26 protein-coding genes and 1 pseudogene are annotated in these 26,047 nt (G+C 47.8%); 6 read left to right on the top strand and 21 right to left on the bottom strand.

The genetic code is table 11. The features are described 5' to 3' along the window. Positions 1-70: 70 nt before the first annotated feature. Positions 71-556 carry a hypothetical protein gene (locus tag SB752_RS07700; RefSeq protein ID WP_410715099.1) on the bottom strand — a complete coding sequence of 162 codons (486 nt, stop codon included), beginning with the start codon at positions 554-556 and terminating at the stop codon, positions 71-73. A gap of 147 nt (positions 557-703) precedes the next feature. After that, complete coding sequence (locus SB752_RS07695; RefSeq protein ID WP_410715098.1) at positions 704-1,945, bottom strand: dicarboxylate/amino acid:cation symporter; 1,242 nt, start codon at positions 1,943-1,945, stop codon at positions 704-706. Positions 1,946-2,041: 96 nt separating this feature from the next. On the opposite strand from SB752_RS07695, the gene SB752_RS07690 reads away from it, so the two are divergent. The 5 genes from SB752_RS07690 to SB752_RS07670 all read left to right on the top strand — a co-directional run bounded on the left by SB752_RS07690 (position 2,042) and on the right by SB752_RS07670 (position 5,882). Further along, complete coding sequence (locus SB752_RS07690; protein WP_410715097.1) at positions 2,042-3,400, top strand: aspartate aminotransferase family protein; 1,359 nt, start codon at positions 2,042-2,044, stop codon at positions 3,398-3,400. A gap of 80 nt (positions 3,401-3,480) precedes the next feature. After that, positions 3,481-4,347 (top strand): MurR/RpiR family transcriptional regulator, encoded by an 867-nt coding sequence (locus tag SB752_RS07685; protein ID WP_410715096.1) that lies wholly within the window; start codon positions 3,481-3,483, stop codon positions 4,345-4,347. Positions 4,348-4,480: 133 nt separating this feature from the next. Continuing rightward, positions 4,481-4,723, top strand: a complete 243-nt coding sequence (locus SB752_RS07680; RefSeq protein ID WP_410715095.1) for an alpha/beta fold hydrolase — start codon at positions 4,481-4,483, stop codon at positions 4,721-4,723. Positions 4,724-5,063: 340 nt separating this feature from the next. After that, complete coding sequence (locus tag SB752_RS07675; protein WP_410715094.1) at positions 5,064-5,489, top strand: SRPBCC family protein; 426 nt, start codon at positions 5,064-5,066, stop codon at positions 5,487-5,489. Beyond that, positions 5,490-5,882: an ArsR/SmtB family transcription factor gene (locus SB752_RS07670; RefSeq protein ID WP_410715093.1), complete on the top strand. Its 393-nt coding sequence runs from the start codon at positions 5,490-5,492 to the stop codon at positions 5,880-5,882. Between the two features lie 311 nt (positions 5,883-6,193). Here SB752_RS07670 and SB752_RS07665 read toward each other — a convergent pair whose 3' ends face one another. From SB752_RS07665 to SB752_RS07605, 13 genes and pseudogenes are all read right to left on the bottom strand, one after another. Continuing rightward, a complete protein-coding gene (locus tag SB752_RS07665) occupies positions 6,194-7,393 on the bottom strand; it encodes an MFS transporter (RefSeq protein WP_410715092.1) in 1,200 nt (399 codons plus the stop codon). Positions 7,394-7,436: 43 nt separating this feature from the next. Next, on the bottom strand, positions 7,437-8,000 hold the full coding sequence (locus SB752_RS07660; protein ID WP_410715091.1) for a thioredoxin family protein: 564 nt from the start codon (positions 7,998-8,000) through the stop codon (positions 7,437-7,439). Positions 8,001-8,031: 31 nt separating this feature from the next. Further along, positions 8,032-8,424, bottom strand: coding sequence for an IDEAL domain-containing protein (locus SB752_RS07655; protein ID WP_410715090.1), 393 nt, complete (start codon positions 8,422-8,424; stop codon positions 8,032-8,034). A 72-nt stretch (positions 8,425-8,496) separates the two neighbouring features. Next, positions 8,497-8,925 carry an Rrf2 family transcriptional regulator gene (locus SB752_RS07650; protein ID WP_410715089.1) on the bottom strand — a complete coding sequence of 143 codons (429 nt, stop codon included), beginning with the start codon at positions 8,923-8,925 and terminating at the stop codon, positions 8,497-8,499. A 443-nt stretch (positions 8,926-9,368) separates the two neighbouring features. Then, a pseudogene (locus tag SB752_RS07645) lies at positions 9,369-9,539 on the bottom strand (GNAT family N-acetyltransferase); the annotation flags it as partial. Positions 9,540-9,548: 9 nt separating this feature from the next. After that, positions 9,549-10,529, bottom strand: coding sequence for a quinone oxidoreductase family protein (locus SB752_RS07640; RefSeq protein ID WP_410715088.1), 981 nt, complete (start codon positions 10,527-10,529; stop codon positions 9,549-9,551). A gap of 36 nt (positions 10,530-10,565) precedes the next feature. Then, positions 10,566-11,153, bottom strand: coding sequence for a DUF1802 family protein (locus SB752_RS07635; RefSeq protein WP_410715087.1), 588 nt, complete (start codon positions 11,151-11,153; stop codon positions 10,566-10,568). A 57-nt stretch (positions 11,154-11,210) separates the two neighbouring features. Next, positions 11,211-12,254: a multifunctional transcriptional regulator/nicotinamide-nucleotide adenylyltransferase/ribosylnicotinamide kinase NadR gene (nadR, locus tag SB752_RS07630; RefSeq protein ID WP_410715086.1), complete on the bottom strand. Its 1,044-nt coding sequence runs from the start codon at positions 12,252-12,254 to the stop codon at positions 11,211-11,213. Then, positions 12,242-12,955, bottom strand: a complete 714-nt coding sequence (gene pnuC / locus SB752_RS07625) for a nicotinamide riboside transporter PnuC (protein ID WP_410715085.1) — start codon at positions 12,953-12,955, stop codon at positions 12,242-12,244. Before pnuC ends, nadR begins: the two co-directional genes overlap by 13 nt. Further along, positions 12,952-13,797 (bottom strand): TIGR02452 family protein, encoded by an 846-nt coding sequence (locus tag SB752_RS07620; protein ID WP_410715084.1) that lies wholly within the window; start codon positions 13,795-13,797, stop codon positions 12,952-12,954. Before SB752_RS07620 ends, pnuC begins: the two co-directional genes overlap by 4 nt. A 25-nt stretch (positions 13,798-13,822) precedes the next feature. Further along, entirely contained in the window at positions 13,823-14,731 is a 909-nt protein-coding gene (locus tag SB752_RS07615) for an NUDIX hydrolase (RefSeq protein ID WP_410715083.1), read from the bottom strand. 438 nt (positions 14,732-15,169) lie between these two features. Continuing rightward, a complete protein-coding gene (locus SB752_RS07610; protein ID WP_410715082.1) occupies positions 15,170-15,439 on the bottom strand; it encodes a hypothetical protein in 270 nt (89 codons plus the stop codon). A 164-nt stretch (positions 15,440-15,603) separates the two neighbouring features. After that, positions 15,604-16,884, bottom strand: coding sequence for a cation:dicarboxylate symporter family transporter (locus SB752_RS07605; RefSeq protein ID WP_410715081.1), 1,281 nt, complete (start codon positions 16,882-16,884; stop codon positions 15,604-15,606). Positions 16,885-17,148: 264 nt separating this feature from the next. On the opposite strand from SB752_RS07605, the gene ytvI reads away from it, so the two are divergent. Then, a complete protein-coding gene (gene ytvI, locus SB752_RS07600) occupies positions 17,149-18,180 on the top strand; it encodes a sporulation integral membrane protein YtvI (protein WP_410715080.1) in 1,032 nt (343 codons plus the stop codon). Between the two features lie 82 nt (positions 18,181-18,262). Here ytvI and SB752_RS07595 read toward each other — a convergent pair whose 3' ends face one another. From SB752_RS07595 to SB752_RS07570, 6 genes are read right to left on the bottom strand one after another with little or no spacing between them, the layout of a single operon-like run. Next, positions 18,263-19,855: an N-acyl-D-amino-acid deacylase family protein gene (locus tag SB752_RS07595; protein ID WP_410715079.1), complete on the bottom strand. Its 1,593-nt coding sequence runs from the start codon at positions 19,853-19,855 to the stop codon at positions 18,263-18,265. Between the two features lie 26 nt (positions 19,856-19,881). Beyond that, positions 19,882-21,474: an ABC transporter substrate-binding protein gene (locus SB752_RS07590; protein WP_410715078.1), complete on the bottom strand. Its 1,593-nt coding sequence runs from the start codon at positions 21,472-21,474 to the stop codon at positions 19,882-19,884. A gap of 29 nt (positions 21,475-21,503) precedes the next feature. Next, positions 21,504-23,231 (bottom strand): N-acyl-D-amino-acid deacylase family protein, encoded by a 1,728-nt coding sequence (locus tag SB752_RS07585; protein ID WP_410715077.1) that lies wholly within the window; start codon positions 23,229-23,231, stop codon positions 21,504-21,506. After that, complete coding sequence (locus SB752_RS07580; protein ID WP_410715076.1) at positions 23,141-24,160, bottom strand: ABC transporter ATP-binding protein; 1,020 nt, start codon at positions 24,158-24,160, stop codon at positions 23,141-23,143. The genes SB752_RS07585 and SB752_RS07580 overlap by 91 nt, the downstream gene beginning before the upstream one ends. After that, positions 24,108-25,127, bottom strand: coding sequence for an ABC transporter ATP-binding protein (locus tag SB752_RS07575; RefSeq protein WP_410715075.1), 1,020 nt, complete (start codon positions 25,125-25,127; stop codon positions 24,108-24,110). The genes SB752_RS07580 and SB752_RS07575 overlap by 53 nt, the downstream gene beginning before the upstream one ends. Positions 25,128-25,148: 21 nt before the next feature. Next, the gene (locus SB752_RS07570; RefSeq protein ID WP_410715074.1) at positions 25,149-26,045 is read right to left on the bottom strand and encodes an ABC transporter permease; all 897 of its coding nucleotides are present in this window, start codon (positions 26,043-26,045) and stop codon (positions 25,149-25,151) included. Positions 26,046-26,047: the final 2 nt, after the last annotated feature.

The following is a 26,047-nucleotide window of genomic DNA, read 5'->3' as shown; positions in this document are numbered from 1 at the left end:
GTTTCTCCCCTACCACAGCTCTCTTTATGCCATCCAAAGCTTGAGGTTTAAGCGGAATTTGCACGTGTAGCTATTCTTTATAAATCAAGGAGTTCAACGATTCTGCCTGATCCTTGTCCTGTTGACTGACGATTCCCTCAAATTGATACACGTACGTGCCATTGTTCGAAATCTTAAGGTAGGCTACGTTCTGCTTCGCAAAACGCTCCAAGACTTCATTCGCCTGCATGATCGACAACTTGGAATTCATCGCAAGCTCGGTAGCTGTCAAATTGCCACCGTAACGTGAAGCAATTTGAAGTACCAAATTTTCCAATGCGTCTAATCTTCGAAGCCGGGAATTTTTTCTTGCCTTGAACAATAGCCAACCACCTAACAGTACTGGAAGAACCCCGAGCAGAAGAACGAGTACCAAATCTTTTGTTACGGTCAATTTTGTCTCTTCGGAAGCTATCGCCCCAACGATCATAATAAATCCAAATAGCAAAATAATTGCTCCCGCGATGTACTGAATCACTTCTGTAACAAGTCCGCCTCTTGTCGTTTTTGGGTTCATGCACAATCAGCCTTTCCTCTATCGTTAGTTTCCAGTTTATCATATCATTTCCATTGACTCATCAGCGTAAATTACAAAGCTCTACACGTATATCTACAACCTCATAACAAAAAAGAGCCCCCTGAGGGACTCACACGCACACCCCGATCATGCCGAAGCCGAGCTTGGCTCTGCGGTCTCGGTTTCTTTGCGGAACACGCCTTCCCACTTGGCGACAGCGATACAGGAGAAGACATGTCCAAAAACGTTAACCGCTGTACGTGCCATATCGATGATGCGGTCGATCCCGATGATGAGTGCGACACCTTCAGGCGGCAAGCCTACAGCTGTAACGGTTGCCAGCAAAATAACCATAGAAGACGAAGGAACAGCGGCTACTCCTTTGCTCGTGACAATAAAGAATAGAACCATCATCAATTGCTGCTGCCAGCTCATGTCGATCCCAAACGCCTGTGCAATGAACGGTCCCGCAATCGTCAAGTACAGCGTCGTACCATCGGAGTTGAGTGGCATGCCAGCTGGAATGACAAACGAAGTGATATATTTGGGAACTCCGTATTTCTCCAAACGCTGCATCAGCTGGGGCACTACTGTTTCTGTACTTCCTGTAGAGGCACCCACGATCATCAAATCCCAAACCATGCGATAAATTTCTTTTATAGGAACACGCAGCATAAGCGCAATGAGTGAAAAAAGTCCAAAGACGACTACTGCCAATCCCAAGTAAGCGGTTCCAATTAGTTTTAACAGTGGCACAATCAATGCGATCCCATACGTACCGATGGTTGCAGCCATCAAGGCAAAAACTCCAACAGGCGCGCACATCATTACCATGTTAACCAACTTGAAGGAAGCTTTGGACGCGATCTCCACCAACGAAACAAATGGCTTCGCCTCATTCCCGAGCTTCACCAGGGCAATTCCGAACATGATACAGAAAAAGATCACAGCCAGCAAATCGTTTTTCGCCATTACATCAATGATGTTCGTCGGAATAATGTTGAGGAGAAGCGTCTTGCCATCTAGCACTTTCGATGTATTGGACGCGATTGTGGACAAGTCTGCCTGTGGAAGATTTGTCAGGTCTACACCCTTGCCAGGCTTTACAATATTGGCGATCGCAAGTCCGATGAACAGGATGAGTGTCGTGATCAATTCAAACCAGATTACGGTTTTTACTCCGATTCTGCCCATTCGTTTGATGTCGCCAATCCCGGCTATCCCTACCAATAAGGTCGTTACGATTACGGGAATGACAATCATTTTAAGCAATCGGATGAAAGCGTCGCCCAAGATTTTGATATCTTTCCCGATTTCCGGAAAGAAGTGACCGAATGCTGCACCCAGTACAGTGGCGCCCAAAATATAAAAGGCAAATCTAGTTTTCATACAATTCCCCCTGTTCAAAAAGTTATGGCATGAAAATATTATTGCAAATTAAAAACGATCATGCAATAATATTTTCAAAAACAAAGGGGTCATGAAATGAAAATTTCATCACTACAGCATACATTCCAAGCAAACAGACCTAATTCTGCCGCTTTCTTTGAACGCGCGAAGCATACGATTTCTGGCGGCGTGAACGGAAATTTGCGTTATTTCGCTCCGTTCCCGATCATTTTTGAAAAAGCAGATTCCGCAAGCTTAATTGATAGGGATGGACATCGATATGTGGACTATCTTCTTTCTTATGGTGCTCTGATGCTGGGTCACGCCCATCCAGAAATCCTGGCTGCTGCGCAAAAAACCTGGTCAGAGCAAGGCACGAGCAGCTTTGGTGCTACCCATCCCCTTGAGCTGGACATGACAGATGAGCTGCTTTCGCTCTATCCTGCTTTTGATCAGGTCCGCTTTACGAATTCCGGCTTGGAAGCAACCTTGTTTGCTCTGCGGCTGGCAGCAGCCTATACCGGAAAAACTCATGTAGCCAAATTTGAAGGGCATTATCATGGCGCACATGACCATGTTTTGCAAAGTGTAAATCCTGCTGCCGATCAAGCTGGGGAGTCTTTTTCCCCGCAAGCCGTACCGGATTCATTTGGTGCGCCAGACTATTATCGCCAGCACAGTGTTATCCTTCCGTTCAACGATTGGGATGCCTGCGAGCGTATCCTGACCGAAAAGGCAGAAGTCATTTCTGCTGTCATCATGGAGCCGATGCTCTCTGGTTATATTGCGGCAGACCATTCGTTTATAAAAAATCTACGGGAGCTGACTACCCAATTAGGGATCATCCTTATTTTTGATGAAGTCAAAACCGGCTTCCGAATCGAGCTGGGTGGCGCGCAAGCTTTTTACGGCATCGAGCCTGATTTGACCGCTTTGGGGAAAGTAGTAGGTGGCGGGTTCCCGATCGGAATTGTTGGTGGGAAGCGTCGTTTCATGGAGCTGGCCTCACCGCTGCGTTCTGACAAGCGCTCAGAAGTCGTATTCCACAGTGGTACGTTCAATGGCAATCCGTTGTCCATCGCTGCTGGCTTGGCAACCATTCGCTATTTGAAGCAGCCGGGAGCCTTTGCTCAGATCGTACAGAGCACAAACGACTTGCGAGCAGGTATTGAAGCCCTTGCGAAGCAATATGAGCTGCCATTTACCACGTTAGGAGAAGGAACGATCTTTAATGTGCTTGCGACAGAGCAACAGGTACGCCACTATCGCGACCTCGGTGCCAATCAAAACCAGCTTCGCTTGGCACTCGACTTTTTGTTGATGGAAAATGGCGTGTATTCCAAACCGTTAAACCGCTTTTCGCTGTCGGCAGCCCATACCAAAACGGAGATTACTGCCACATTGGATGCCTTTGAAAAGAGCTTTGCAGCGCTGAAACAAGATCCCTTGATCTGATGGCGCACCGATTGTCACCCAAGAAAACCTATCGTATACTTAATCCAGAATTTATGCTGGACAAAGATAGGTGATCATGCTTGAATCCAACTCCTACCGTTTTACAAAAGATTTCTCATATGTATCAGCAAATGAGTCCTTCTCAGCAAGCGATCGCAGACGTCATCCTGCATGATCCCGAGTCGTCTGCCTTTTATAACGTAGCGAAAATGGCACGAGAGGCGAATGTGAGCGAATCGACGGTTACTCGCTTTGCCACTTTTATCGGCTATTCCGGCTTTCCAGGCATGTCACGCGAGCTGCAGGAAATGGTGCGGTCACGCCTCACAACAGGCGAACGGTTCCAGTTGTCCCGCAATGCCACGACGGTCGGACAGCAAGCAGTCTTGCAGCATTTTGAGGAAGATGTCCATAACCTGAATCTGATGATGGAGCGCATCGATTTGCATGCATTTGAGCGAACCGTACAGCTTTTGTTATCTGCCAAACGCATCGGTATCGTCAGCTCTCGGAGCACCCTGTCACTTGGTATGTTCTTTGACTTCTATCTCAATTTGCTCAGCAAGGATACGTTATTATTTAGCGGCGAGCCGCGGACGGTTGATCGTATCCATCGGCTTGGTGCAGATGATGTGCTCGTGGGGATCGGTTTTGCCAGATATACGCGCTTTAGTGTCGATTGCCTGGAAGTCGGCAAAAAACGCGGTGCCCGCATCGTCGTCATCACGGATTATCCATCGTCGCCGTTATGCCGCTATGCGGACGAAATCTTGTATACACCTACCGGGATCGCCTCGCATATGGAGTCCTTCGTCGCTCCTCTTTCTCTGCTTACGGCAATTCTGCGCTCCATGTCTCATCTGGAGTCGGATAAGGCAACGGGCTTGCTGCATGATTTGGAGGATGCGTGGAACGGGCTTGGGATCTATGTCGATTCTGACAAGTAAAGATAGTATTCTGGAAGTGAAAAGCAAAACCCGAGTAACTGCGCTCGGGTTATTTTTTATATAATTCAAGTGGCGTCTCCTAGTCAATCATGCTAGGCCGAACAAAGTTTTCTATAGGATGGCGTGATCGTCTATGAAAAAATGGAAAGTAAAGACAAACGGCATCGAACTCATGGTTCATCAATACAGCACCACAGGAGAGCCGATTCTTTTTCTACACTTTATCTCAGGCAATGCGTGGGTCTGGAATGGCGTTGTCCCGGCATTCACAACCCGCTACGAAGTTTACGCGATCGATATGCGCGGTCATGGAGAATCGGATCAACCTGATTTTGGCTATGAAATCGAAGCATTTGCCACGGACCTGCTCAGCTAGAGCGGCTCTATGCCAAGATTCAATGCCCCGTCTTGTTTATGCCTGCTGCCAAGCATCAATTCTATGAATGGAAAAATCAGTTTATTCAAAGGATAATAAGCGACCTTCCATTTCCAAGCAGGTCCGTAATCATTCCCGATACAGAGCACATCATGGTATTCGAGCATTACGAAGCGATGCGTCAGGTCATCCTCTCGTTTTTAGAGCAAGTGGATTCAAACCGATTTGACTCTTGACGTGCAACCATTTGGTTTCATATACTCAAAAAAGCGAAACTTTTTGGTTTCCTATTTCGAATGCAAATGTTGATTGAAAACTACTTACATTTGGAGGCTTATTCATGACTAACTCTGCTAACAATTCCATCCCGGATATTGTACAAACACTTGTATTTCAGGCTCCTTTGCAAAAAGTATGGGATGCTGTCGCTACAGCTGATGGCATTTCCGCTTGGTTCATGCCTAATGATTTTCAACCGATCGCAGGACAAGCCTTCACGATCCGTTCTCCTTATGGTGATTCGCCGTGCGTGGTCAAAGAGATTGATCCTCCGAACCGCCTCGTTTTTGGTTGGGGTAAGGATTGGACAATTACCTTTCGCTTGAAGGACTTAGATGGTCAAACAGAGTTTACGCTGATTCATTCCGGATGGTCCCTGGATACAGTTACCGAGTTTGGCGAAACTCATACAGTGGTGCGCGACAGAATGAACCAGGGCTGGGATTCAAGTGTTCTGCCTAAGCTGAAAGCGTATGTGGAAGCGTAAATGAGCGCGTCTCCTGCGAAGCATGACGTCTTTCAGGCGATTGCAGATCCGACTCGCCGAAAGCTGCTGGAACTTCTTAGCGAGCAGGAAATGGCTGTAACGGCAATTAGTTCTCATTTTCCCATCAGTCGGACTGCCGTTTCCAAGCATCTGCGCATCCTGTCTGAAGCGGGACTGGTCAAGGAGCAAAAAATCGGTCGTGAAACGAGATACCGCATGCAACCAGAGCCTCTTCGGGAGCTGCAAAGCTGGTTATCCTACTATGAGCGCTTCTGGGAAAATAAGCTGCATGCATTGAAGCGACTGGTAGAAGACGATGCCTCGTCTAATGACCAACTGTCAGGTCCTCGTCTCGTTCCAGATAATCATGGCTCGACTACAAATCAAAGCTAGCTGACCGACAAATAAAGAAGGATAGCGACATCAGGGGGGTGCCCCTTGTCTCTATCCTTAATGATTTCACGCCACTGCTCGTTTCCGTTATGCCAGACTCTCTCCACAGCCCGTTGCCAACATCTACGGCATACTGCCATATTTGCTGCTTCCGATCTATCGTCGCCTCATCTGTATACATAATCTCGCCTTTACGTTTGAATCTTTCTTTCAAATAATCTCGCGCTCGAAGCAGTCGTTACAAAAAAGAGCAGCACAAAGCTGTAAATCCACTTTGTACTACTCTTTCGTTCCATACTAGTTAGTTATGGTTATGCAGCGACTTGCTTCAATTTGCGACGTCCTTCGATTCTGGACAGGAACAAGCTGAGCACCAGAATGATCGCTCCGAACAAATAAGGCGCGTTCAAATGGAAACCGTACAGAGTACCTGCAACGGCTGGGCCAAAAATATTTCCCAAGCTCATATACGCGTTATTCATCCCTGCCACAAAGCCTTGCTCATCCCCTGCACGCTTCGAAATCAACGTATTGATCGCCGGGCGCATAATAGATGTCAATGTGAAGAAAAGAACAGTGAGTACGAGCATGTACCAGAAGTTTCCTGACAACAGCATCAATACCATGGATACAGCGGAAAAGAAGAAAGTCCAATTGATCAGCTTTTTCTCGCCAAAACGAGTAATGAGCTTGCCGATCAGCGCAGCCTGAACAATCGTTCCGGCAAGTGCTCCGACAGTGATGATGATGGAAATATCACGCGGTGTGTAGCCAAACTTGGCATCTACAAACAGCGGGAAGATGACTTCGAAATTGGCTAATCCGAAGGTCATGGTGAAAATCAGCACGAGCATGATGAAATACGATGAGCGGAAGGAAGTACCGAGCTGAATGAAGATGTTTTCTTTCTTTGACTTATCGTTTCGTGCCGCCAGTTGTTTTTCTTTGGCAAGCGACTCAGATAAGAATAACATGGAACCAATCGCTGCTACAGCACCAACTGCTGCTGAAATGTAAAACGGCATCCGTAATCCCAGCTCCGCGAGAAAACCGCCGATCCCAGGTCCAATGACGAATCCGAGGGACATGGCTGCACCGAGAAGTCCCAAACCTTTTCCACGGTTTGCTTCGGACGTAATGTCAGCTACATACGCAAGCATGGATGGAATCATCGCCGCTGCGCCAATCCCACCGATCAGACGCGAGAGGTAGAGCACCCATGTATGCTCAGCCAATGCAAAAATCAAATTGGAAATCGTAAAAAGCACGAGACCAGATACGATCATGATTTTACGACCGTATTTATCGGACCATTCACCTGCGATAGGTGAAAACAGAAACTGGGTTAACCCAAACGCGGCAACCAGGTATCCGGCTGTTTTTCCGCCCGCGCCGAACTCTTTTAAAAACTCGGGCAGAATCGGAATAATGAGGCCGATTCCCAGCATTGCAATAAACATGTTAATCATCAAGAAGAGAATCGGTCGTTGACTATTCCCTGAAGAACTCATTATTTTATCCATTCCTATCCATTTATAGATTTTTCTTTTGTCTTTATCCTTTTAGCTTTGCTTTCACACTTTCAATGACAGCCCGCCAGATGGTCGGATCGGAAGTGATGGTTTCCTTGAACGAACGATACAGCTGCTTTTGCTTCTCTTCAAAATCAGGCGCATCTGCTGCTGGCAGTGTCGTTCTCAAAGAAGTAATCATTTCCTGGACTTCCGGAGCCCGAGGTCCCCAAACTGCTGTCTGGTGTCCTTTCTCATCGAGGAAAATAAAAATCGGAATCGCTCTGGAGGTCCCGTTGGTCAAGTACTGATCCATCAGCTCCAAATTCTCGTCACGAATGAGATAGCGCCATTCGATATTCGCTTCTTCTGCAATGCGCTGCAAGACAGGTACATTCAGAGCAGCATCTCCACACCAATCTGCTGTAAGAACAATCCCTTTGCTGCTTTTCGCAGCGAGCTCTTGCCAAAACGCGCGATCCTCTTCGGTAAATTCAAGCTGTTCATAAACGCGTGTCAGCTCATCGCGATTTACCTTCATGCTCTCCAAATACTGTGCAAATGTCATTCCTTTTTCAAACCACGCGCTTTGATCGACCGTAGCCATCTTACATTCCCCTGCCTTTATTGTAAATGTGTTATTGCTCCCAAATAGCTGATCTGCCTAACCGATTTCGAATACCCGATTTTCTGGCACGGTCTTCCTCAGTAATACGTTTCGATTGCTTTTTCGTTGCGTTTTTTGCAGATAGTTCAGTAAACCACTCTTTATCCTTGGTTACAAGAGCTAAATCGATCAAGTCACTCAGCTGTTCTTGGTCATCAAAGCTAGATACAGGCAGGATGTCAATCCATTGCTTTACGGTCACAACACTTTTACCCACGGCAACCTCGTTATCACTGTTCACCACATATACTCGGACGGTACCTCGTAATGAATCCGTGCTTTCTACAAAGCCGTGTATCAATTCTCCATTTTTGGTTTTTCCCTTGACCCAGTCGCCAACTTCTACAAGCTCTTCATGATTCATACTGTCGCACCACCTTAATTGTTGTTAAAAAAGTTACAGTTTAAATAATAGACCAGGCTGCTACTTTTCCTTCTAAAGCGCACACGGACCCTGCTTGATTTTCTCCAGTACAGATGCAATCGTGATTCGGTCCAGATAGTTGGTGAAATAAATTTCGGCTTCACAAAAAATTTGGTCCATAACACTATGCATATTAGAAGAAACCATGCAAGATTCTTCCGGATCTCCAGAGCACCAATGGGGTTTTAGGGTTCCATTGGAAACAGAGCGATAAATCTGTGCAAGCGTCACTTCTTCTGGATCACAAGCGAGTATATATCCGCCACCAATTCCTTCTTTTGTCCTCACAAAGCCATGGTTGCGCAAAATACTCATGATCTTGCGAATTCTCGCTGGATTGGTACGTACATTTTTTGCGATTAGCTCACTGCTAGCCATATGGTCCGGGATGTGCGCCAATAGGGCTAGGCTGTGGACAGCTATAGTAAATTCACTATTCACGTCACAGACGTCCTTTCGGGAACGATACTGTAATCTTAAAACGTACAGTTTGGAATGTCAATAAACGAAAGTGTTGGGGGCGGTCGGATATGAGGAGCTGGCGTGGTGGGGAGGAAAAAGGAGAAAAAGCTCCAGCTTCTTGGAACCCAGCTAAGGGGGGTGACTGTGCGGCTTCAGGGAAAAAGCGAAACCGCGTCCAAAGTGGTTGATTCAGGTTGCTAATCAGGGGTGGACGCTTAAAGGCGTGTTTCACTTTTTCCCTTACCCCTGGGTAGGGTTCCAAAGAGCTTCGCTTTTTCTCCTTTTTCCTCGGCCAGCTTTTCATTTTTTGTGATGCTTGCATTTGTTAGGGCGTATTCAAATGATGAATTTCTTGGAGTTCAAAAGAACAAACAAAAAGGCACTTCTTCCTTATTGAGAAGCGCTTTTAATTCATAGCTTCCTTACAGATTTTTCACCAACAATATTTCATCGCGGATGGGGATTCCATTATCCGCTACCTGTGGAATCTCCGGCTTGATCCTGCGGGCCTTGTCCACTGCGTTTACGTACAGCTCGCTGAATTGGTAGCCGCGTCTTTGGTAAAAGCCGATCGCGTGCAGGTTGTCGTTGGTCTGGGTCTGTTAGGAACGCGCATCGAGCAGTACTTTGCCTGTGCTGGCTCTGCTCTCTACCCATTCGTGTGCACTTGCGGCGTCTTCCAGCGCAAAATGTTTCCCGATTTTAATATCCAGGCTTCCCGCAGCCAAATACGCCAGTACAGTCTTTGCCGTATTCTGGAGAAGATGCGGGCGCAGCTTTCTTGTCGTTCCAAAGCTGAAGCCGAGCACTGAGCGGCAGCTGGCGTGGAGATCGATGGTCTTGATTTGACCGATTTGACCGCTGGCATTGCCAAAATGAACGAGGCGACCATACCAGGCAAGACACTCCAGGCTTCGCTCACTCACGGTCCCGGAAATGGAATCGAGAATGATATCTGCTCCCGCTCCGTCTGTCAGCTCGCGTACCTTTTCTACAAAGTCCTCACTGTCATTGCAAATGACGTGGTCGGCACCGGCAGAATAGGCCAGCTCGGCTTTAGCTTTGCTTCCGACTGTACCGATGACCTGCCCTGCACCCAACAGCTTGGCTAATTGAATCGCTGTTGTCCCGATCCCTCCAGCCGCTGCATGGATCAGCACGGTCTCCCCTTTTTCAATACGTGCGACCTTGGCTAGCAGCTGATAAGATGTAAACGAAACGACTGGGCAGGCTGCTGCCTTTTCCGTGCTTAATTGATCTGGTACAACAAAGGTTAGCGCTTCATCAGCAACGATGTATTCCGCATACGATCCATTTGCCGGAAAAGCAATGACCCGCTGGCCTACTGCAAGATGCTGAACCTGTGATCCAACCTGCTCAACCACTCCCGTTGCATCCAGCCCTGGGATAAATGGCAGCTTTGCCGCTCCTTTATTTCCGTATCTGGCCTTAATGTCGGCAAAATTGACACTCGTCATCTCTACACGAATAAGAACCTGTGTCGGACCCATAATGGGCATTTCGACCTCTGCGTATTTCATTGTTTCAGGACCGCCGAGCTCCGTAACCAAGATCGCTTTCATCGCCAGACCCCTCCAAATCGAGATAGAATTCTCATTTTACTTTTGCAAAATCTCCAAGATAGCAGCTTTCTTTTGTGCAAATTCATCGTCTGACAATACAGGTACAAAATCATGGCGCGGAATCTCCACGAGCAGATCATGCCACGATTTGCAGCCTTGATAAGCGGCTTCGATCGGGATTTGTACGGGCTGCTGCAGGCGGTACATGCGTACGAACAAAATATGAAGGGGCTGCTTTTTCTTCCAGTGCAGGCGAACGTCCGCGAAATTATCTGTCCAGATGTGATACGGTGAGAGCGCACGCAGCTTGTCTTCGTCCATCAGCTCAGCATCGTCCGTTACTTCGGCAAAGTATTCGATCGTTACCGTCTTCTGTTCACTCGTCCAGCCCTCATAGGTAGCGTCTAGCAAGGGATGATACTCTGCTTTGACCATGTCCCGCTTTTGATGCTCGTACGTCGGGTACAAATAAAATTGGTTATTTTCCAAGCGGAATTCTCGTGTTTCTTCGTATAACCCACCCTTGCGGATCGTGATGATCTGCACTCCTTCTCCGAGGGCTTTGACGGCAACAGCCCATTCCTTCAGGCTCAAAGGCGATGCCGGCTGTACGGTCTTCTGCATGAAGATCAGCTCCCTTCCTATGTCAGAATCATTTGATGACTTCAGTCTAGCAAATTCTCAGGCTCGCTGTGAAGCCGTCCGTTGCAATCTGTCCACTTCATGGATTGCTTTGGTCAAACGTTCCTGATAGCTGCCAGAGATCATGACATAGGGGATGCTTCGATTCTCGACCATCTGCTTTAGCCTTTCATGATTCGCCCAGCGTACTTGTTCTTCGCCGTGGACGCGCAGCCCATCCTCTATCCAAGTCACATCTGGCTCCAAAAAAAGCCACAAATCGTACTCCTGCTCGCTCGCTATTTGATCCAAGACTGCAAAAGAATGACCGGTATACAGCTGTGAGTAAAACTGGGTAACAATCGCCTCGGTATCCACAAACAGCAGCTTGTTTGCTTGCCTCTGTGCCTCATATTCCTTCACCTTATGAGCGTAAGCAATGTGCGGAAAGTATTCTCTGGTCATAATCGTTTCACAGCCGCCGATCTCTTCACACATCGTCCGTCCGTATTCCTCTACAAAGGTAGTGTTATAGATTTTTGCGAGATAGCGCGTCAAGGTCGACTTCCCGCAGCTTTCGGTTCCAATAATCACGACCTTTTTGACGAAATCGGGGCGCACGCAAGCTGGTATGTGCTCCCAGTGGCGAAAAACACCCTCTGTTCTAATTTGTGTTGCGGAAATCGGTACATGAGAGCGAGCAGCGTCCAAAATGATGTGCTCGGCCTCTGGATACAAGCGGCGAAAGATCGGTTCGTATGAGTCTTCCGAGCTGAATACGAAATCAATTTTCTTGGCAATCTTGCGTTTTATATCTGCTGCCCCTGCCTCCCAGTCATACACCTCATCGCTTTCTGCCTGATCTTCTATTTCGATGACATGGACGTTCTCCATATCCTTGACCAGCGTCGAGAGCCATCTGAGCCTGACCTCATAAGGCATCTCCTTGATTCCGGCCTCCTGGCACAGCTTTTTATCCCGAAGAGGACTATGGGATAGCACAACATACAACTCATCACATCGACATGCGGCCTGAGTAATCGCGTATACATGCCCTTGATGCAGCGGTAAAAACTTGCCTCCAATAAAGCCTACCGTACCCATACCGCTCCCTCCTTTTGCAGCCGGTATTTCTTGATCCAGTTCCACAAACCGTAGACGGCATTCACCAGATAGGCGCACCACATGACGAGAATCGAAATATCGTTGCCATCAGCCATGAATGCAACCAGCCACATATAGATCGTAAAAATGTCGATGATGACCCAAACGACCCACTGCTCAACCAATCGCTTCACCATAAAAATCATGGCGAGAATCGAGAGGATCGCGGTCAACGAGTCGACGAAGGGCAAAGCCCCACCCATCTGCTTCAGCACCAATCCGTAGATGACAGTAGCTGCGATGCTGAGCGCACTCCAGCCGAGACGGGCACGATTGGTTAATACCGCTACTTTTACATCGTTTTGTTGCGTTTCGGACACCCGATTTTTGCGCCACATGATCAGTCCAATAAACTGCATCGGCAAAAAGTAAAGAAGATTCAGCATCACTTCTCCGTAATATTTTTGCCCATAAGCGATAAACGCGTAGAGCACGACGTTGACGATGCCCGGGTAGTAGTTAATCGTTTTGCCTTTGGCGACGAGAACCACGCAGAGCATGCCCGTAAGCGATGCACACAAGCCGATCACGGTATCATCCAGGGCAAAAAACAGATAGACCGTAATCAGTGTAAATGAGAGCAGCCACAGACGCTCAAACCAGCTCCAATCAGCGAATAAGCCCAACCGTTTGGCACTCATGCGAATCTCTCCTTAAATGCCCGCAAATTTTCCTGACGAGCAGAGTGGTCATAGATGGCAAATACGATTCGCTCAAAATGGTTCGCGAGCTTTTCTTCCAGCAGCACTTCTGCAAAGTAGCCAGCTACATCTTCAGAGCGATTCCGAAATACTCCGCATCCATACGCTCCCAAAATGATCGTGCGATTCTCGTGAATGACTGCGGCTCTTAAAATTTTGCGTATTCTCTCTTTCATGACATCACGAATCATCGCTGCATTTTCCGGTTCCCGCTCCCGAACCACTCCCGCATTCACTGCTGGCGCGGTAATAAAGGAAAGGAGATAAGGAGAGTCCAGCAATTGATCAGCATGATCGCGGATGACAGGCACACGCGGCGAATAGATCATGTAGTCGGAGTAAAAGCATGTTTTCAGCTGGCGATTATGGCTGTACATTTCCTGCATCTGGACAATGCACGGATACAGCCCAGATGATCTCGCCAAGCTCTCTTCCTGTGCCTGACTTCCTCCGAGGAAGCCGCCGCCCGGATTTTTTGCCGAAGCAAAGTTGAGACAGACCGTGTCTGACCGTTTTTCTGTGACGACGAGCCTTTGCGCTGCTTCCAGGCTCGATTCAGAGGTGACCTCGATCACTGGTCTGGCTCCATTGTCTTGTTTCGTTATTACCTGTTGCCCCAGATCATCAGGTCGATACAAAAAGGAATGCTCTATCGCATCCGCTAGCTCCTGTGACAGACTGATCTTTGTTCCTTGTGCATTTTTGTAAAATCCCTGCTCCAATATCCGCAGCGTTTCTTCCGCGATTTTTACTCGTTGACTGCGATTATGTCCCTGCTTCATGATTGTTTCCCCCTAGTGAAAAGAACTATGCCTGATCCATCCACTCCGGATTAAACCGAAAGTATTTGGACGGCCTATGCCCAGCGTTTTTTCGATATTGATTCGTTTCGATTACTTTGTCGGCGACCTTCCTGCGAAAGGCGGCAGCCAGCAGCTCCTTGCCCAGAATGACTTCGTACACCTGTTGAAGCTCTGTCAAAGTAAACAGCTCCGGCATAAGGGCAAAAGCGATATCCGTATATTCGATCTTGTTGCGCAGACGCTCAAGTGCGTATTGAATGATCTGGGCATGATCAAAAGCGATTTGATTCACGTCTACAATTTCTCGGGTTTCCCGGATGCTTCGGCCTGTGACGGTTTTGGTTACTTTGATTGTCGCTGACAACTCCTCAGCTTCATGTCTGAGGCGCAGCTCTATCCATTTTTCTGTGATCGAGCCGTCAGGAGTTGCTGTTTTCGTCTCACGCAGCCATTTGTCTTCCAGCTGGAACCACTCTGCTTCATCTGCGTCATCCCCTGCGATCACCTCCAGAACTTCGCTATTCACTAACGCCATATACGAGGTGCTGATGACACGGGTACGAGGATCTCTGTCCACCTCTCCCCATGTGTAGAGCTGCTCCAAATAAATGTTGTCGATGTTCGTTTCTGTGCGCAGCTCGCGTCTGGCTGCCTCCTCCAGACTTTCGCTTGGTGAAACAAAGCCTCCTGGCAGTGCCCACTGTCCCAAAAAAGGGTGATCGCCACGTTTGACCAGCAAGATGTTCAATGATTTCGGTGAAAGCTTTCGGTAGTTTTTCTCCTCCTCATCGGAAACGGTAAAAACGAGCATATCGACAGTAACGGATGGTCGGTCGAATTGGCTGGCATCGTAGGCTTGCAGAAATTGCTGCTCTGTCTGACCCTGTTTGTTTACTGGCGATGATTGTTTCATGGAACGTGGCACCTCTCTCGCAAAAACTTATTGTTATTATGTTATTATCAAAATGTTATTATCAAGTTATTGGTATCATATTACTGCTTCCAGCAAATGGTGTCAACACCTTACTCGTTCGAGCTACAGTGAAGGAGAGGAAAACGGAGAAAACACTCCAGCTTCTTGGGACACTAGCTTGGAGGATTCACTGTACGGCTCCATGGAAAAAGCGAAACCGCGTCCAAAGTGGCGAGTTCATGAGGTCATCCCAAAGGTGGACGCTTAAGAGCATGTTTCGCTTTTTCCATTGCGCCTCGGTTGGTGTCCCAAAGAGCTTCGTTTCTTCTCCGTTTTCCTCTCACCAGCAATTGGTTTCTCACGCGCATAAAAAAAGAACTTCAATCATGAAAGATTGGAGTTCTTTAAAAAGTGTTAAAATATAGATTTAAAAAGCGATTATCTCTTGTTCATTTCTACTGGCAAATCTTCTTTCTCCCAGTTGGTTGGTCCTTCGTTGCTCGGGATAAACTTTCTCCAGATTTCGCCTGTTTGCTTATCGAATAAGACGACGTTGTTATCGTTTACTCTGATGAATTCGTAACGGTTTTCGTTTGCTTGTTGCTGTGGCTTTAGTGCGCTAGTGTTTACGTTCCAAAAAACGCCGCACGCGACGATGACTGCTGCAAGGATGGATACACCTATGATCAGAGCTGAAAAGCTTTTCATTGATGGATAACCTTCTCCCCTGTTTGATTTACCAGTATATTCCTGTCATTCTTTAGTCTAACAATTCTCTACACTCGTGGCAACTTACGGGCCATTCGCTATATACAAAAAGAAGCCTACTGCCAGGCGATTCCTGACAATAGGCTTCTTGTTATATGACTACTTTAAGCAGCAGTTGTATTTGAGTTTGTCTTCACTTCATGAAGGTATTCGCCAGCTTTCTTTTTATCAAACTGACCTTCCCAACGAGAAATCACAACTGCAGCCAGCGCATTTCCAACTACGTTTACGACTGTACGAGCCATATCGAGCAAACGGTCAACCCCTGCAATAAAGGCGAGACCCTCAAGCGGAATCCCTACAGAGCCCAGGGTTGCAAGCAATACGACAAACGATACGCCCGGTACGCCCGCAATTCCTTTGGAGGTAACCATAAGCACGAGCATGAGCGTAATTTGTGCACTGATCGGCATATGAATTCCGTACATTTGGGCAATGAACAAAGCGGCAATCGCCTGATACAAAGTGGAACCATCTAGGTTAAACGAATACCCCGTCGGAATAACAAAAGAGGTAATCGCCTTCGGACAGCCCATCTTCTCCATCTTTTCCATGATCTTCGGCAGTACTGTCTCAGAGCTGGACGTGGAGTACGCCAAGAGCAGCTCGTCCTTGAGCACGCGCAGGATCATCGTGATTTTGATACCGCTGATCCGTGCAATTACACCCAGAACGACGAGAATAAAGAACAGCATTGCAAAATGAACCAGAATCACTAATTTCGCCAACGGAACGAGTGAAGATAGTCCAAATTTGGAAACGGTAACACCGATCAAGGCAAAAACCCCGAACGGAGCAAAACGCATGATTGCATTTACTACCCAGAACATCGCGTCTGCCACACCTTGGAAGAAGGCGAGAACAGGCTTTCCTTTTTCACCTGCAGCAGCCACACCCAAGCCAAACAAAACAGAGAAAAAGATAATGGCCAACATGTCTCCACGGACAATGGCATCAAAAATGTTTTTGGGAACAATATTCACAAATGTATCGATCATGCTGTGACTTTGCGTCGTTTCAGCAGTCTCTACATACGTATGAATATCGGTTTTAGCCAGATGGGACATATCGACACCCACACCCGGTTGAAACATGTTGGCTGCCAATAAACCAACAGCAATGGCAACTGTGGTAACGATTTCAAAATAGAGAATCGTCTTTCCACCGATCTTTCCTAGCTTCTTGACGTCCCCTACCCCTGCTACCCCGACAATGAGAGTGGCAATGACAATCGGCACGACAATCATTTTAATCAACCGAAGAAAAACATCACCAATTGGCTGCAAATAGGTTGCCACGGCAGGGTTTCCAAAGAAGATGGCACCCACCAGGATACCCAGAATGAGACCGATGACAATCTGAATCGCTAATCCAAACCGCTTCATTCTGACACCTCGCTATAAGTATTAGATTGTCGTTTTGCAACGCTATATTCATCATCACTAAATGTTTGTTGATGATATAGATCAAAATCATAGCATAAATTTTTTATAACTCCCTTTTTTCTATTTTTGCTCCTACTCACATTTTTTTGACTTTTAGTGAAAAGTCCCGTCTGATGCGGCCAGATTGTTTTATAGCTGGAAAAGATGCTAAAATAAGTGAATCATTATTTCATTGAACGACCGCTAAGAGAATGGAGCCTTTTGATGACGATTCGTAAAATTCTATTGTTGGGATTTATACTTGCAATCGCTCTCTATTTACTGCCCTACTCAATTCCATTTTTACTCGCTCTCTTGACCGCGATTTTGCTCGAGCCACTCGTCTTGCTCCTCATTCGTGCGCTAAAAATGAACAGAATGGCGTCGGTCATCCTTTGCTTCCTGATATTCCTGGTCACGTTTGGCCTTGGCTTATACTGGATCGGTACGCAAATCGTGATTCAAGGCATTGAATTGGCGCAGCGCTTACCGGCACTTTCTCAGCATTTATTCGAGCTCGTAGAATCGAATCTGATAAGTTGGGAAACGTATTACGCCTCACTGCCAGCTGAAGCCATCGTTCAAATGCAATCGGTTTTTGCCGGCTTGAAAACATGGGCGATCAATGGAGCATCCAGTCTCGCCAAAGGCATTTTAGGTGTGGCTGCTGTAGTCCCTGGCTTTTTAATCTCAACGATTATTTACTTGGTAGCAGTATTTCTCATGAGTCTTGACCTGCCGCGTCTTCGTGCCGGCTTCATGCGCATGTTTACCACCTCGGCACGAGAAAAAGTGGATGTCGTCCTGTCTCAGCTGAACCGTGCGACAGTCGGCTTTTTACGCGCCCAAATCATCCTCAGCTTCATGACGTTTGGGATGTCATTTATCGGGCTGCTGATTTTGCAGGTCAAATATGCTGCTGTAATCGCCTTATTGATCGTTCTCGTAGATATCCTTCCAATTCTCGGAACAGGCTCATTTTTAGTTCCTTGGGCCATCTACAATTTCTTTACGGGCCGCTCTCACTTGGCTATCGGCTTGATTATTCTTTTCCTCGTGATTACGGTTGTTCGGCGGATCATCGAGCCCAAAATTCTCGCCTCTCATTTGGGGATCAGCGCGCTTGCTGCATTGATCAGTATGTTTCTCGGTTTTCAGATCATGGGATTCTTTGGCCTGATTCTTGGTCCCGCTCTGGTCATTATTTACGAGGCGCTGCGCAAGGCTGGCTTCCTCCATTTCAAAATTGATTTTTGATCTTTCACGCCTTCTTCCAAAGAAAAGGCCGTTCGGAGATGTACCCCGAGCGGCCTTTTGCGTTCCCCCTATTTCCTTGGCATTACGCCTGACGGATAACTGTTCCACCAGTCACACCGGTAAACTGCCCATTCGATACAGCCATCTGCCCATTCACGAGCACGTACGGTATTCCGATTGACTGCTGTAGTGGATGCTCATACGTCGCCTGATCCGCCACGGCGGCTGGGTCAAAGACAACAAGATCCGCCCGGTATCCCTCACGCAGAAAACCTCGATCTCGCAAACGCAATAGCTGCGCAGGTGCACCCGTCATTTTTCGGACAGCTTCCCAGATCGGAAAGGCCTTTTTCTCTCGAGAATAATGTCCCAGCACACGCGCGAATGATCCGTAGAGACGTGGATGCGGCTTTCCACCGAACACGCCATCGGAACCGACCATTTGCAGTGGATGCCTCATGACCCTCTCGACATCCTCCTCATTCCCCCAGTGAATAATGATCATGACCTCGCCCTCTTCTTCGAGCAGTAAGTCAAATGCTGCATACGCTGGCTCAGTCCCTTTTCGCTCAGCCACTTCAAGCAAGCTCAATCCTTCCAGCTCCCGGTTCTCTTCAGAAGAGACTGACGCAATGACGAGATTGCCCCAGCCATTGTTTCTTACCGGATTGTCATACTCTCCGCTGTGTAAAATCTCTTCCTTCGCCTGCTCCCGCATCCTACCATCACGCAACCGCTCAAGCATTTTGGGGACACCACCGTCATGCATCCACGGCGGCAAAATCGCATGTAAAAAAGTAGATGCAGCGGCGTACGGGTATTGATCAAACGTGATCTCGATTCCCTCAGCACGTCCCCGCTCCATTTTCTCCAGGGCGATGTCCAGCTTTTCCCGGTTTCTTTCGCCGCACACTTTGAAATGAGACACATGCAGCCGAACACCCGAGATGCGAGCTGCGTCGATAACCTCATCCAAAGCCTCCACGGAATAATTGCTTTCATTGCGGATATGCACGACGAAGCAGCCATCGTATTTGGCGGCACCCCTGCAGATTCCGACCAGTTCTTCTTTATTTGAGTAGACACAGGGTGGGTATTGAATACCCGATGACACTCCGAATGCTCCTTGCTGCATCCCCAGTTCCACCAGCTCCTGCATGGAGGCAATTTCTTTCGGGGTAGCCTCTCTGCCCTCGAAGCCCATCACCATGGAGCGGATATTTCCATGTGGGACGAGATAGGCGATATTTCCAGTCATTTTGGTATGTTCCAGGAAACGCAAATATTCATCAATACTACTCCAAGGCCACTCTCCGATGTCGCCGTTGACTCTATTCAATTGCTTTCTCCATAAAGGCTTCGTTTCCGGCGTAACGGGGGCAACAGAGACTCCATCCTGCCCCGCCAGCTCCGTAGTAATTCCTTGCAATACCCTGATTTTGTGAATATCAGGCCTTGTGCACCACAAATCGGAATGAACATGCGCATCTATAAATCCAGGCGCTACTACGAGGCCAGTAGCATCTATTTCCGTATCTCCTCTCGCCGTTACCAAATGGTCTACGCTAGAAATTACGCCGTTTTTTATCCCAATATCGAGACGTGTCCATGGATTTCCTGTCCCGTCGCAAACCATCCCGTTACGGATGATGAGATCAAACGTGTTTTCTGCCATTTTTCACTTCACCCATTTCGTACAATCTATTGGACAGACACATTCCAGAATGGAGAATCCATGAAGTATTGATAGCCTTTGACGTAATTCCGATGAGCAGCCAGTCCATGTAAATCTCCTAGCTTCACACTCGGGAGATCTTCCCAGTAAAGCGTCTGGATCTTGTCAAAAATCGCTTTTTGGTCTTCAAAGGCGATCGTATGACGAAGCTCATCTAGCAAGGCATCCATCTCGGAATTGTTGTACCAGCCGGGCCATTTGTTACGAGAATCTAGGTACAAGGTTTGGACCGGGTTGGTGTACGTAGGAAATCCGGTAAAGAATATGTTCCATTTCGTTTCATCAGAACGTTTGCTGACCATGGTAGGCCAATCGTATATTTCAAAGTTGACTTTGACACCGATTTTTTCCAGCTGGTCTTTGACCATCAGGGAGCTTTTATAAATATAGTCGTAATCCTTTGTTGTGATAATGGTGACTGGCTCTCCTTTGTAGCCGGCATCATTTAACAGTTTCTTAGCCAATTCGGGGTTCTTTTGATTGTATTTTTCCTTTCCAGCATCCGAATGCCACGGCTGCTCCGCAAACATCAGACTATGATCCAGACGGAAGAAATCCGGGTTTCCGGTTATTCCGATCATGATGACTTCCTGGTCTAGTGCTGCATTCACCGCTTGCCGTGCCACTACATTGGAAAACAAGCCTTGCTTCTTGTTGAAAATCAGACCGACATACTTTTGCGGCTTCGCGACGACTGTCACCAAATTCGGGTCGGCTTTCAGCTGCTCGTAATTGTCAAAAGGAAGCTCATCCGCAAAATCGTATTCGCCTGATTGCAGGCCGGCAACACGTGTAGCCGCGTCTGGAACTGTGTGGAAGTAAATGCGGTCCACCTTTGCTTCCTTTTTCCCACCAAGTCCATTGGCAGGCTCAGACAAAGCTTTATAATCGGCAAACTTCTCCAGAAGAATGTACTGATCTTGCTTCCATTCCACAAATTTGAACGGTCCTGTGCCGATGTATTCTTTTACACCCTCTTCTGTAGCTGCATCGATGACTTCCTTTGGCATGATGACCGCCCCCTGCTGGGGAAAGGCCAGGGACGTCAACAACGTGCCGGACGGTTTTTCTAGCGTGATGACTACCTTGTCATTTTCCTTTGACGAGATCGTCGCACCCACAAGCGCTGTTTTTCCGTTGGGAGAAAGCTCCTTCCACCGATTGAGAGACGCAATCACATCCTCGACACCTAACGCTTTTCCATTATGAAAGGTGAGGCCCTCCCTGAGCGTAAACGTCACTTCCTTCCCGTCTTCACTTACTTCAAAAGACTTCGCCAGCATTGGCGTAGGTTTATAATCTTTATCAAGCGTAACCAGTGGCTCAAAAATATGCCAGCCTACCTGTAGGGCAACGGTTGTCGATGTTTTCACCAAATCAATCGAAGGTGGAGATACGGACAAGGCTACACGCAGCTCGTTCTTTTCCTTGGGCACTACCTCAGCTTGCCCGTTTGTTTGGCTAGAGCTGTTAGCCGTTGGTGAAGAAGAACAACCCCAGAGCGAGAGTGTAACACTCAGTACTAATGTCAAAAGAATTCCGACCGGCTTTCTGACCATGGAAAATCCCCCTTTTGTTCGTTGAATATTCAGGTAATTTTCAAGCTGATCTCTTCCCTACGAATCACTTTTCCTGCGGTCCTGCCGGTAAAAAGCGAGTTGTTTACGGCTATTTCTCCATTTACAAGCACATAGTGGATACCTGTCGGCTCAAGAAGCGGCTCTTCGTATGTTGCAAGGTCTGCCACTGTGTTTGGATCAAAAATCACGATATCTGCCCAGTACCCTTCTGCGATGTACCCTCTGTCCTTTAAGCGGAGCAATTGAGCAGGGGCTCCCGTCATATGGCGAATCGCCTCAGACATCGTGAGAATCTGTTGTTCGCGGACAAAGCGTCCAAGTATTCGCGGGAAGGTTCCGTATAATCTGGGATGCGGTTTTCCTCCAAATATTCCGTCTGACCCGACGATTTGCAACGGATGTCCCAGAGCATTGGTGATATCCACTTCTTCACCCCAGGAAATGACCATTGTGACCCCCGCGTTTTCTTCCAAAAGCAGGTCAAAGACCGCATCAGCAGGCGATGTTTCCCGCATAGCAGCTATCTCCAGCAGATTTTTTCCTTCTGCTGCGCGATTTTTCTCTGTTGTCACGGAGGCGATGACAATATTTCCCCAGCCACAGCTCTCCACCCAGTTTTCAAAATCATGGTTGTGATCAAAATCAGCTTTGATCTGATTGCGGATATCCTCGTCTTTTAATTTGGCAAGGAGTTCTTCCGTCCCCCCATCGTGCATCCAAGGGGGCAGCAATGCGTGCAGCACCGTCGAGCCAGCGGTGTACGGATATTGGTCAAATGTGATCTCGATCCCCTCCGCCCGGGCCTGTTCCATTTTATCCAATGCCTTTTGAAAGCTGGCGCGGTTTCTTCGCCCAATTACCTTGAAGTGAGAAATGTGGAGACGAACACCTGAACCGCGGGCAACATCAAGCATCTCGTCAATCGCTTCGAGGATATGGTTGCTTTCATTGCGCATATGGACAACGAAGCAGCCATCGTATTTGGCAGCTCCTTTACATATTTCGATCAGCTCTTCTTTGCACGAGTATAGATTCGGAGGATAAATGAGTCCTGACGATAGTCCGACTGCCCCCTGGCGCATCCCTTCTTCTACGAGCTCACGCATCTTTTGCATTTCCTCTTTTGTAGCCCTGCGCCCTTCAAACCCCATCATCAGCGTACGGACAGCACCATGCGGAACCAGATACGTAACGTTGCCTGCTAGAGACGATTCGCTTAAAAAATCGAGATATTCATCAATCGAATTCCACGGCCAATCTCCGATGTCACCATTCAATCCGCGGAGCTGCTTTTGCCATAACGGCTTCGTCTGGTCATTGACTGGCGCGACGGAAATACCGTCTTGACCGAGCAGCTCCATTGTCACGCCTTGGAGTACTTTTATTTTGTGAATGTCCGGCCTGGTGCACAATAAGTCCGAGTGAACATGCGTGTCGATAAAACCGGGAGATACAGCCAGTCCTTTTGCGTCAATCTCTACCATCACTTCCTGCTCATACAGCTTGCCCAGCTTCACAATCTTGCCATCCTTGATTCCGATATCCGAACGGGTCCACGGATTACCTGTCCCGTCGTACACCTGTCCATTTCTTATGATCATATCCAGCATTGTCATTGCTCCTTTCTGCTTTTCAAATCCATTATTTAAACGAGATGACAAGCGACACGGTGATGATTGGCGAATTCCCGTAAAATCGGAACCTCTTTCTTGCAGGTCTCGATCGCTTGTGGACATCTCGGGTGAAACACACAGCCACTCGGTAGATTGATGGGAGAAGGCACATCGCCGGAAAGGACGATCCTTTCTCTTCTTTTCTTTGGATTCGGCTCAGGGACGGCTGACAGCAATGCCTGGGTATATGGGTGCAAGGGCTGGGAGAATAGAGCATCGGTAGGCGCTTCTTCTACTAAATGGCCCAAGTACATCACACCGACACGATCAGAAATGTGGCGGACAACACTAAGGTCATGTGCGATAAACAAGTAGGTAAGCTGAAAGTCTTCCTGCAGCTGCTCCAATAGATTGAGTATTTGCGACTGGATGGACACATCAAGCGCAGACACCGGTTCATCACAAACGATAAAGGCCGGATGCACCGCCAGTGCCCTCGCCAAAACGATCCGTTGCCTTTGTCCACCTGAAAACTCATGCGGATATCGGTCGTAATGCTCCGGCTGCAGCCCCACTTTTCGCAGAAGCTCAAGAACTGCCTCCTTGTGCTGTTTCGGATCCCCGATGTTGTAGATGCTCATTGGCTCCTGAATGGCTTTTCCTATTTTTTTACGGGGATTGAGAGCCGAATATGGATCTTGAAAAATAATTTGCATCTCTTTTCGGCTGTTTCTCAGTTCTTCCTCGGAAAAACGGGTCACTTCTTTACCTCGGTAATGTACACTGCCTGACGTCGGTTCAAGCAAGCGCAGGATCATGCGACCTGTTGTGCTTTTGCCGCATCCTGATTCCCCAACCAGTCCATATGTTTCCCCTTGATAGATCGTCAAGGAAAGGTCGCTGACCGCTTTTACATACGTTTTTTCTCCGAAGTAGCCACTTTTCATTGGGAAATGCTTGACGAGATTGGATGCTTGCAAAAGTGGCGCTTCCTTGACCTCATTGGTTACCAATCGCAATGGCGCTTCCTCCCTCCATACCGATTCTTTCATGGTGCCAGCACCTGGCTTTATGACTGTGACCCACCTCAATTAAATCTGGTGGATGACTCCTGCACTTTTCATCGGCAATAGGGCATCTCGGTGCAAAACGACAGCCTGCCGGAATTTGGTGTAGCGACGGGACGATCCCTTCAATCACATGCAGCTTTTCACCACGTTTTCCGTCAATTGTCGGGATCGATTTCATCAGACCGATTGTGTACGGATGCTTTGGATTCTCAAACAATGTCTCGACTGACGCTTCTTCTACGATTTGGCCCAGATACATTACAAGAACGCGATCACAAACCTCCGCTACTACGCCCAGATCGTGGGTGATGAGCATGATTCCCATCTGTAATTGCTCTTGCAAACCTTTCATCAAATCAAGAATCTGCGCCTGAATCGTAACATCCAGAGCTGTCGTTGGTTCGTCTGCAATTAACAGCTTCGGATGACAGCACAGCCCCATCGCAATCATCACGCGCTGCCTCATCCCTCCTGACAGCTGATGCGGATAGTCGTTTACTCTCTTTTCTGGCGAGGGGATTCCGACCAAGGAGAGCATTTCAATCGTTTTTTCATACGCCTCTTTCTTGGACAATTTTTGATGCAGCATAATTGACTCACTGATCTGATTGCCTACTGTGTACACGGGATTGAGAGAGCTCATAGGGTCTTGGAATATCATAGAGATTTGGTTGCCGCGAATCTCTTGCATCTCTTCCATGGACGATGTGAGCAGCTCTTTTTGCTCAAAAAAGATTTCGCCCCCAAGCTTTGTTCCACTATGCTTTCGAAACAATCTCAGGATCGATAAGGATGTAACACTTTTCCCACATCCCGACTCCCCAACCAATCCGACCGTTTCCCCAGCATTCACATGAAAGGAGACTCCGTCGACAGCGGTTACCTCCCCGAGCTCTGTGGAGAAGCGCGTTTTTAAGTTTTTTACTTTCAAGAGCGGCACATAAACCATCTCCTTCCCGGCTAGCAGCGTTTATTTTTTCGCTTTGTTTGTATGCGGGTCTAATAAATCGCGGAGACCATCTCCGAGCAGGTTGAGTCCAAGTACGGTCATCATGATGGAGAGGCCAGGAAATACGGTCATCCACCATGCTTGCTTCATAATTGTCCTGCCATCATTCAAAATGTTTCCCCAGCTTGGCTCAGGTGGCGGTGTTCCCGCTCCCAAAAAGCTGAGCGATGCCTCAGTAATGACGGCATACGCGAAGATGAAAGTCGCCTGGATAATCAAAGGCGACAAACAGTTTGGAGCGATGTGCAGCCAAATAATTCTCCATGACTTCCCTCCGAGAGCGCGAATGGCTTCAATGTAAGTCTGTTCTCTCACGGTAATGGCAACCGACCTGATCGCACGGGCGACGGTTGGTATATAAACGACGCTAAGTGCAATAATGACATTGCTCATTTTGGGTCCAAGCGCTGCAAGTATCGCAATCGCAAGCAAAATCGCAGGGAAGGCCATTAAGCCGTCATTGATCCGCATGAGAAAGTTGTCCAACCGACGGTAATAGGCTGAGTACAAGCCGAAAACCAGCCCGATGATAGACGTAATCATGACGACAGAGAATCCGACTCCCATAGATATCCGGCTTCCGTAAACAACCCGGGTAAATACGTCTCGTCCGAATTCGTCGGTGCCAAACCAATGACTTGCGCTCGGCGGCTTCAGCCGATCTTGTACATTCATTTCTATGGGATTATAGGAGGTGAGTACAGGAGCGAGGACACAAATCAAGGTGATGAGTAAGACCAGGATGCTTCCAGATACCGCCAGACGGTTTGCAAAGAAACGGTTAATCACTATTTTCGTGTGATGCTTTGCAGGTGTAGCCGTTTGCGTTCCCACCATCGTTACAGAAGATGTTTCCATTC

Origin of the sequence: Brevibacillus sp. SIMBA_040, from assembly GCF_046535075.1 — a bacterium.
GTDB lineage: Bacteria > Bacillota > Bacilli > Brevibacillales > Brevibacillaceae > Brevibacillus.
Note: the sequence above shows the minus strand (reverse complement) of the source record. Positions and strands in the feature narration are given on the sequence as shown.

Excerpts from the sequence above, each read along its gene's own strand:
- SB752_RS07695 (WP_410715098.1), bottom strand. The coding sequence starts at position 1,945 with ATGAAAACTAGATTTGCCTTTTATATTTTGGGCGCCACTGTACTGGGT.
- SB752_RS07570 (WP_410715074.1), bottom strand. The coding sequence starts at position 26,045 with ATGGAAACATCTTCTGTAACGATGGTGGGAACGCAAACGGCTACACCT.
- SB752_RS07585 (WP_410715077.1), bottom strand. The coding sequence starts at position 23,231 with ATGTCCACAAGCGATCGAGACCTGCAAGAAAGAGGTTCCGATTTTACG.
- nadR (WP_410715086.1), bottom strand. The coding sequence starts at position 12,254 with ATGGGTACGGTAGGCTTTATTGGAGGCAAGTTTTTACCGCTGCATCAA.
- SB752_RS07595 (WP_410715079.1), bottom strand. The coding sequence starts at position 19,855 with ATGGCAGAAAACACGTTTGATCTCATCATCCGTAACGGGATGGTTTGC.
- SB752_RS07690 (WP_410715097.1), top strand. The coding sequence starts at position 2,042 with ATGAAAATTTCATCACTACAGCATACATTCCAAGCAAACAGACCTAAT.
- SB752_RS07680 (WP_410715095.1), top strand. The coding sequence starts at position 4,481 with ATGAAAAAATGGAAAGTAAAGACAAACGGCATCGAACTCATGGTTCAT.
- SB752_RS07670 (WP_410715093.1), top strand. The coding sequence starts at position 5,490 with ATGAGCGCGTCTCCTGCGAAGCATGACGTCTTTCAGGCGATTGCAGAT.
- SB752_RS07700 (WP_410715099.1), bottom strand. The coding sequence starts at position 556 with ATGAACCCAAAAACGACAAGAGGCGGACTTGTTACAGAAGTGATTCAG.
- SB752_RS07635 (WP_410715087.1), bottom strand. The coding sequence starts at position 11,153 with ATGCAGAAGACCGTACAGCCGGCATCGCCTTTGAGCCTGAAGGAATGG.
- pnuC (WP_410715085.1), bottom strand. The coding sequence starts at position 12,955 with ATGAGTGCCAAACGGTTGGGCTTATTCGCTGATTGGAGCTGGTTTGAG.
- ytvI (WP_410715080.1), top strand. The coding sequence starts at position 17,149 with ATGACGATTCGTAAAATTCTATTGTTGGGATTTATACTTGCAATCGCT.
- SB752_RS07610 (WP_410715082.1), bottom strand. The coding sequence starts at position 15,439 with ATGAAAAGCTTTTCAGCTCTGATCATAGGTGTATCCATCCTTGCAGCA.
- SB752_RS07665 (WP_410715092.1), bottom strand. The coding sequence starts at position 7,393 with ATGAGTTCTTCAGGGAATAGTCAACGACCGATTCTCTTCTTGATGATT.
- SB752_RS07675 (WP_410715094.1), top strand. The coding sequence starts at position 5,064 with ATGACTAACTCTGCTAACAATTCCATCCCGGATATTGTACAAACACTT.
- SB752_RS07655 (WP_410715090.1), bottom strand. The coding sequence starts at position 8,424 with ATGAATCATGAAGAGCTTGTAGAAGTTGGCGACTGGGTCAAGGGAAAA.
- SB752_RS07575 (WP_410715075.1), bottom strand. The coding sequence starts at position 25,127 with ATGGTTTATGTGCCGCTCTTGAAAGTAAAAAACTTAAAAACGCGCTTC.
- SB752_RS07620 (WP_410715084.1), bottom strand. The coding sequence starts at position 13,797 with ATGAAGCAGGGACATAATCGCAGTCAACGAGTAAAAATCGCGGAAGAA.
- SB752_RS07640 (WP_410715088.1), bottom strand. The coding sequence starts at position 10,529 with ATGAAAGCGATCTTGGTTACGGAGCTCGGCGGTCCTGAAACAATGAAA.
- SB752_RS07580 (WP_410715076.1), bottom strand. The coding sequence starts at position 24,160 with ATGAAAGAATCGGTATGGAGGGAGGAAGCGCCATTGCGATTGGTAACC.
- SB752_RS07605 (WP_410715081.1), bottom strand. The coding sequence starts at position 16,884 with ATGAAGCGGTTTGGATTAGCGATTCAGATTGTCATCGGTCTCATTCTG.
- SB752_RS07660 (WP_410715091.1), bottom strand. The coding sequence starts at position 8,000 with ATGGCTACGGTCGATCAAAGCGCGTGGTTTGAAAAAGGAATGACATTT.
- SB752_RS07615 (WP_410715083.1), bottom strand. The coding sequence starts at position 14,731 with ATGAAACAATCATCGCCAGTAAACAAACAGGGTCAGACAGAGCAGCAA.
- SB752_RS07590 (WP_410715078.1), bottom strand. The coding sequence starts at position 21,474 with ATGGTCAGAAAGCCGGTCGGAATTCTTTTGACATTAGTACTGAGTGTT.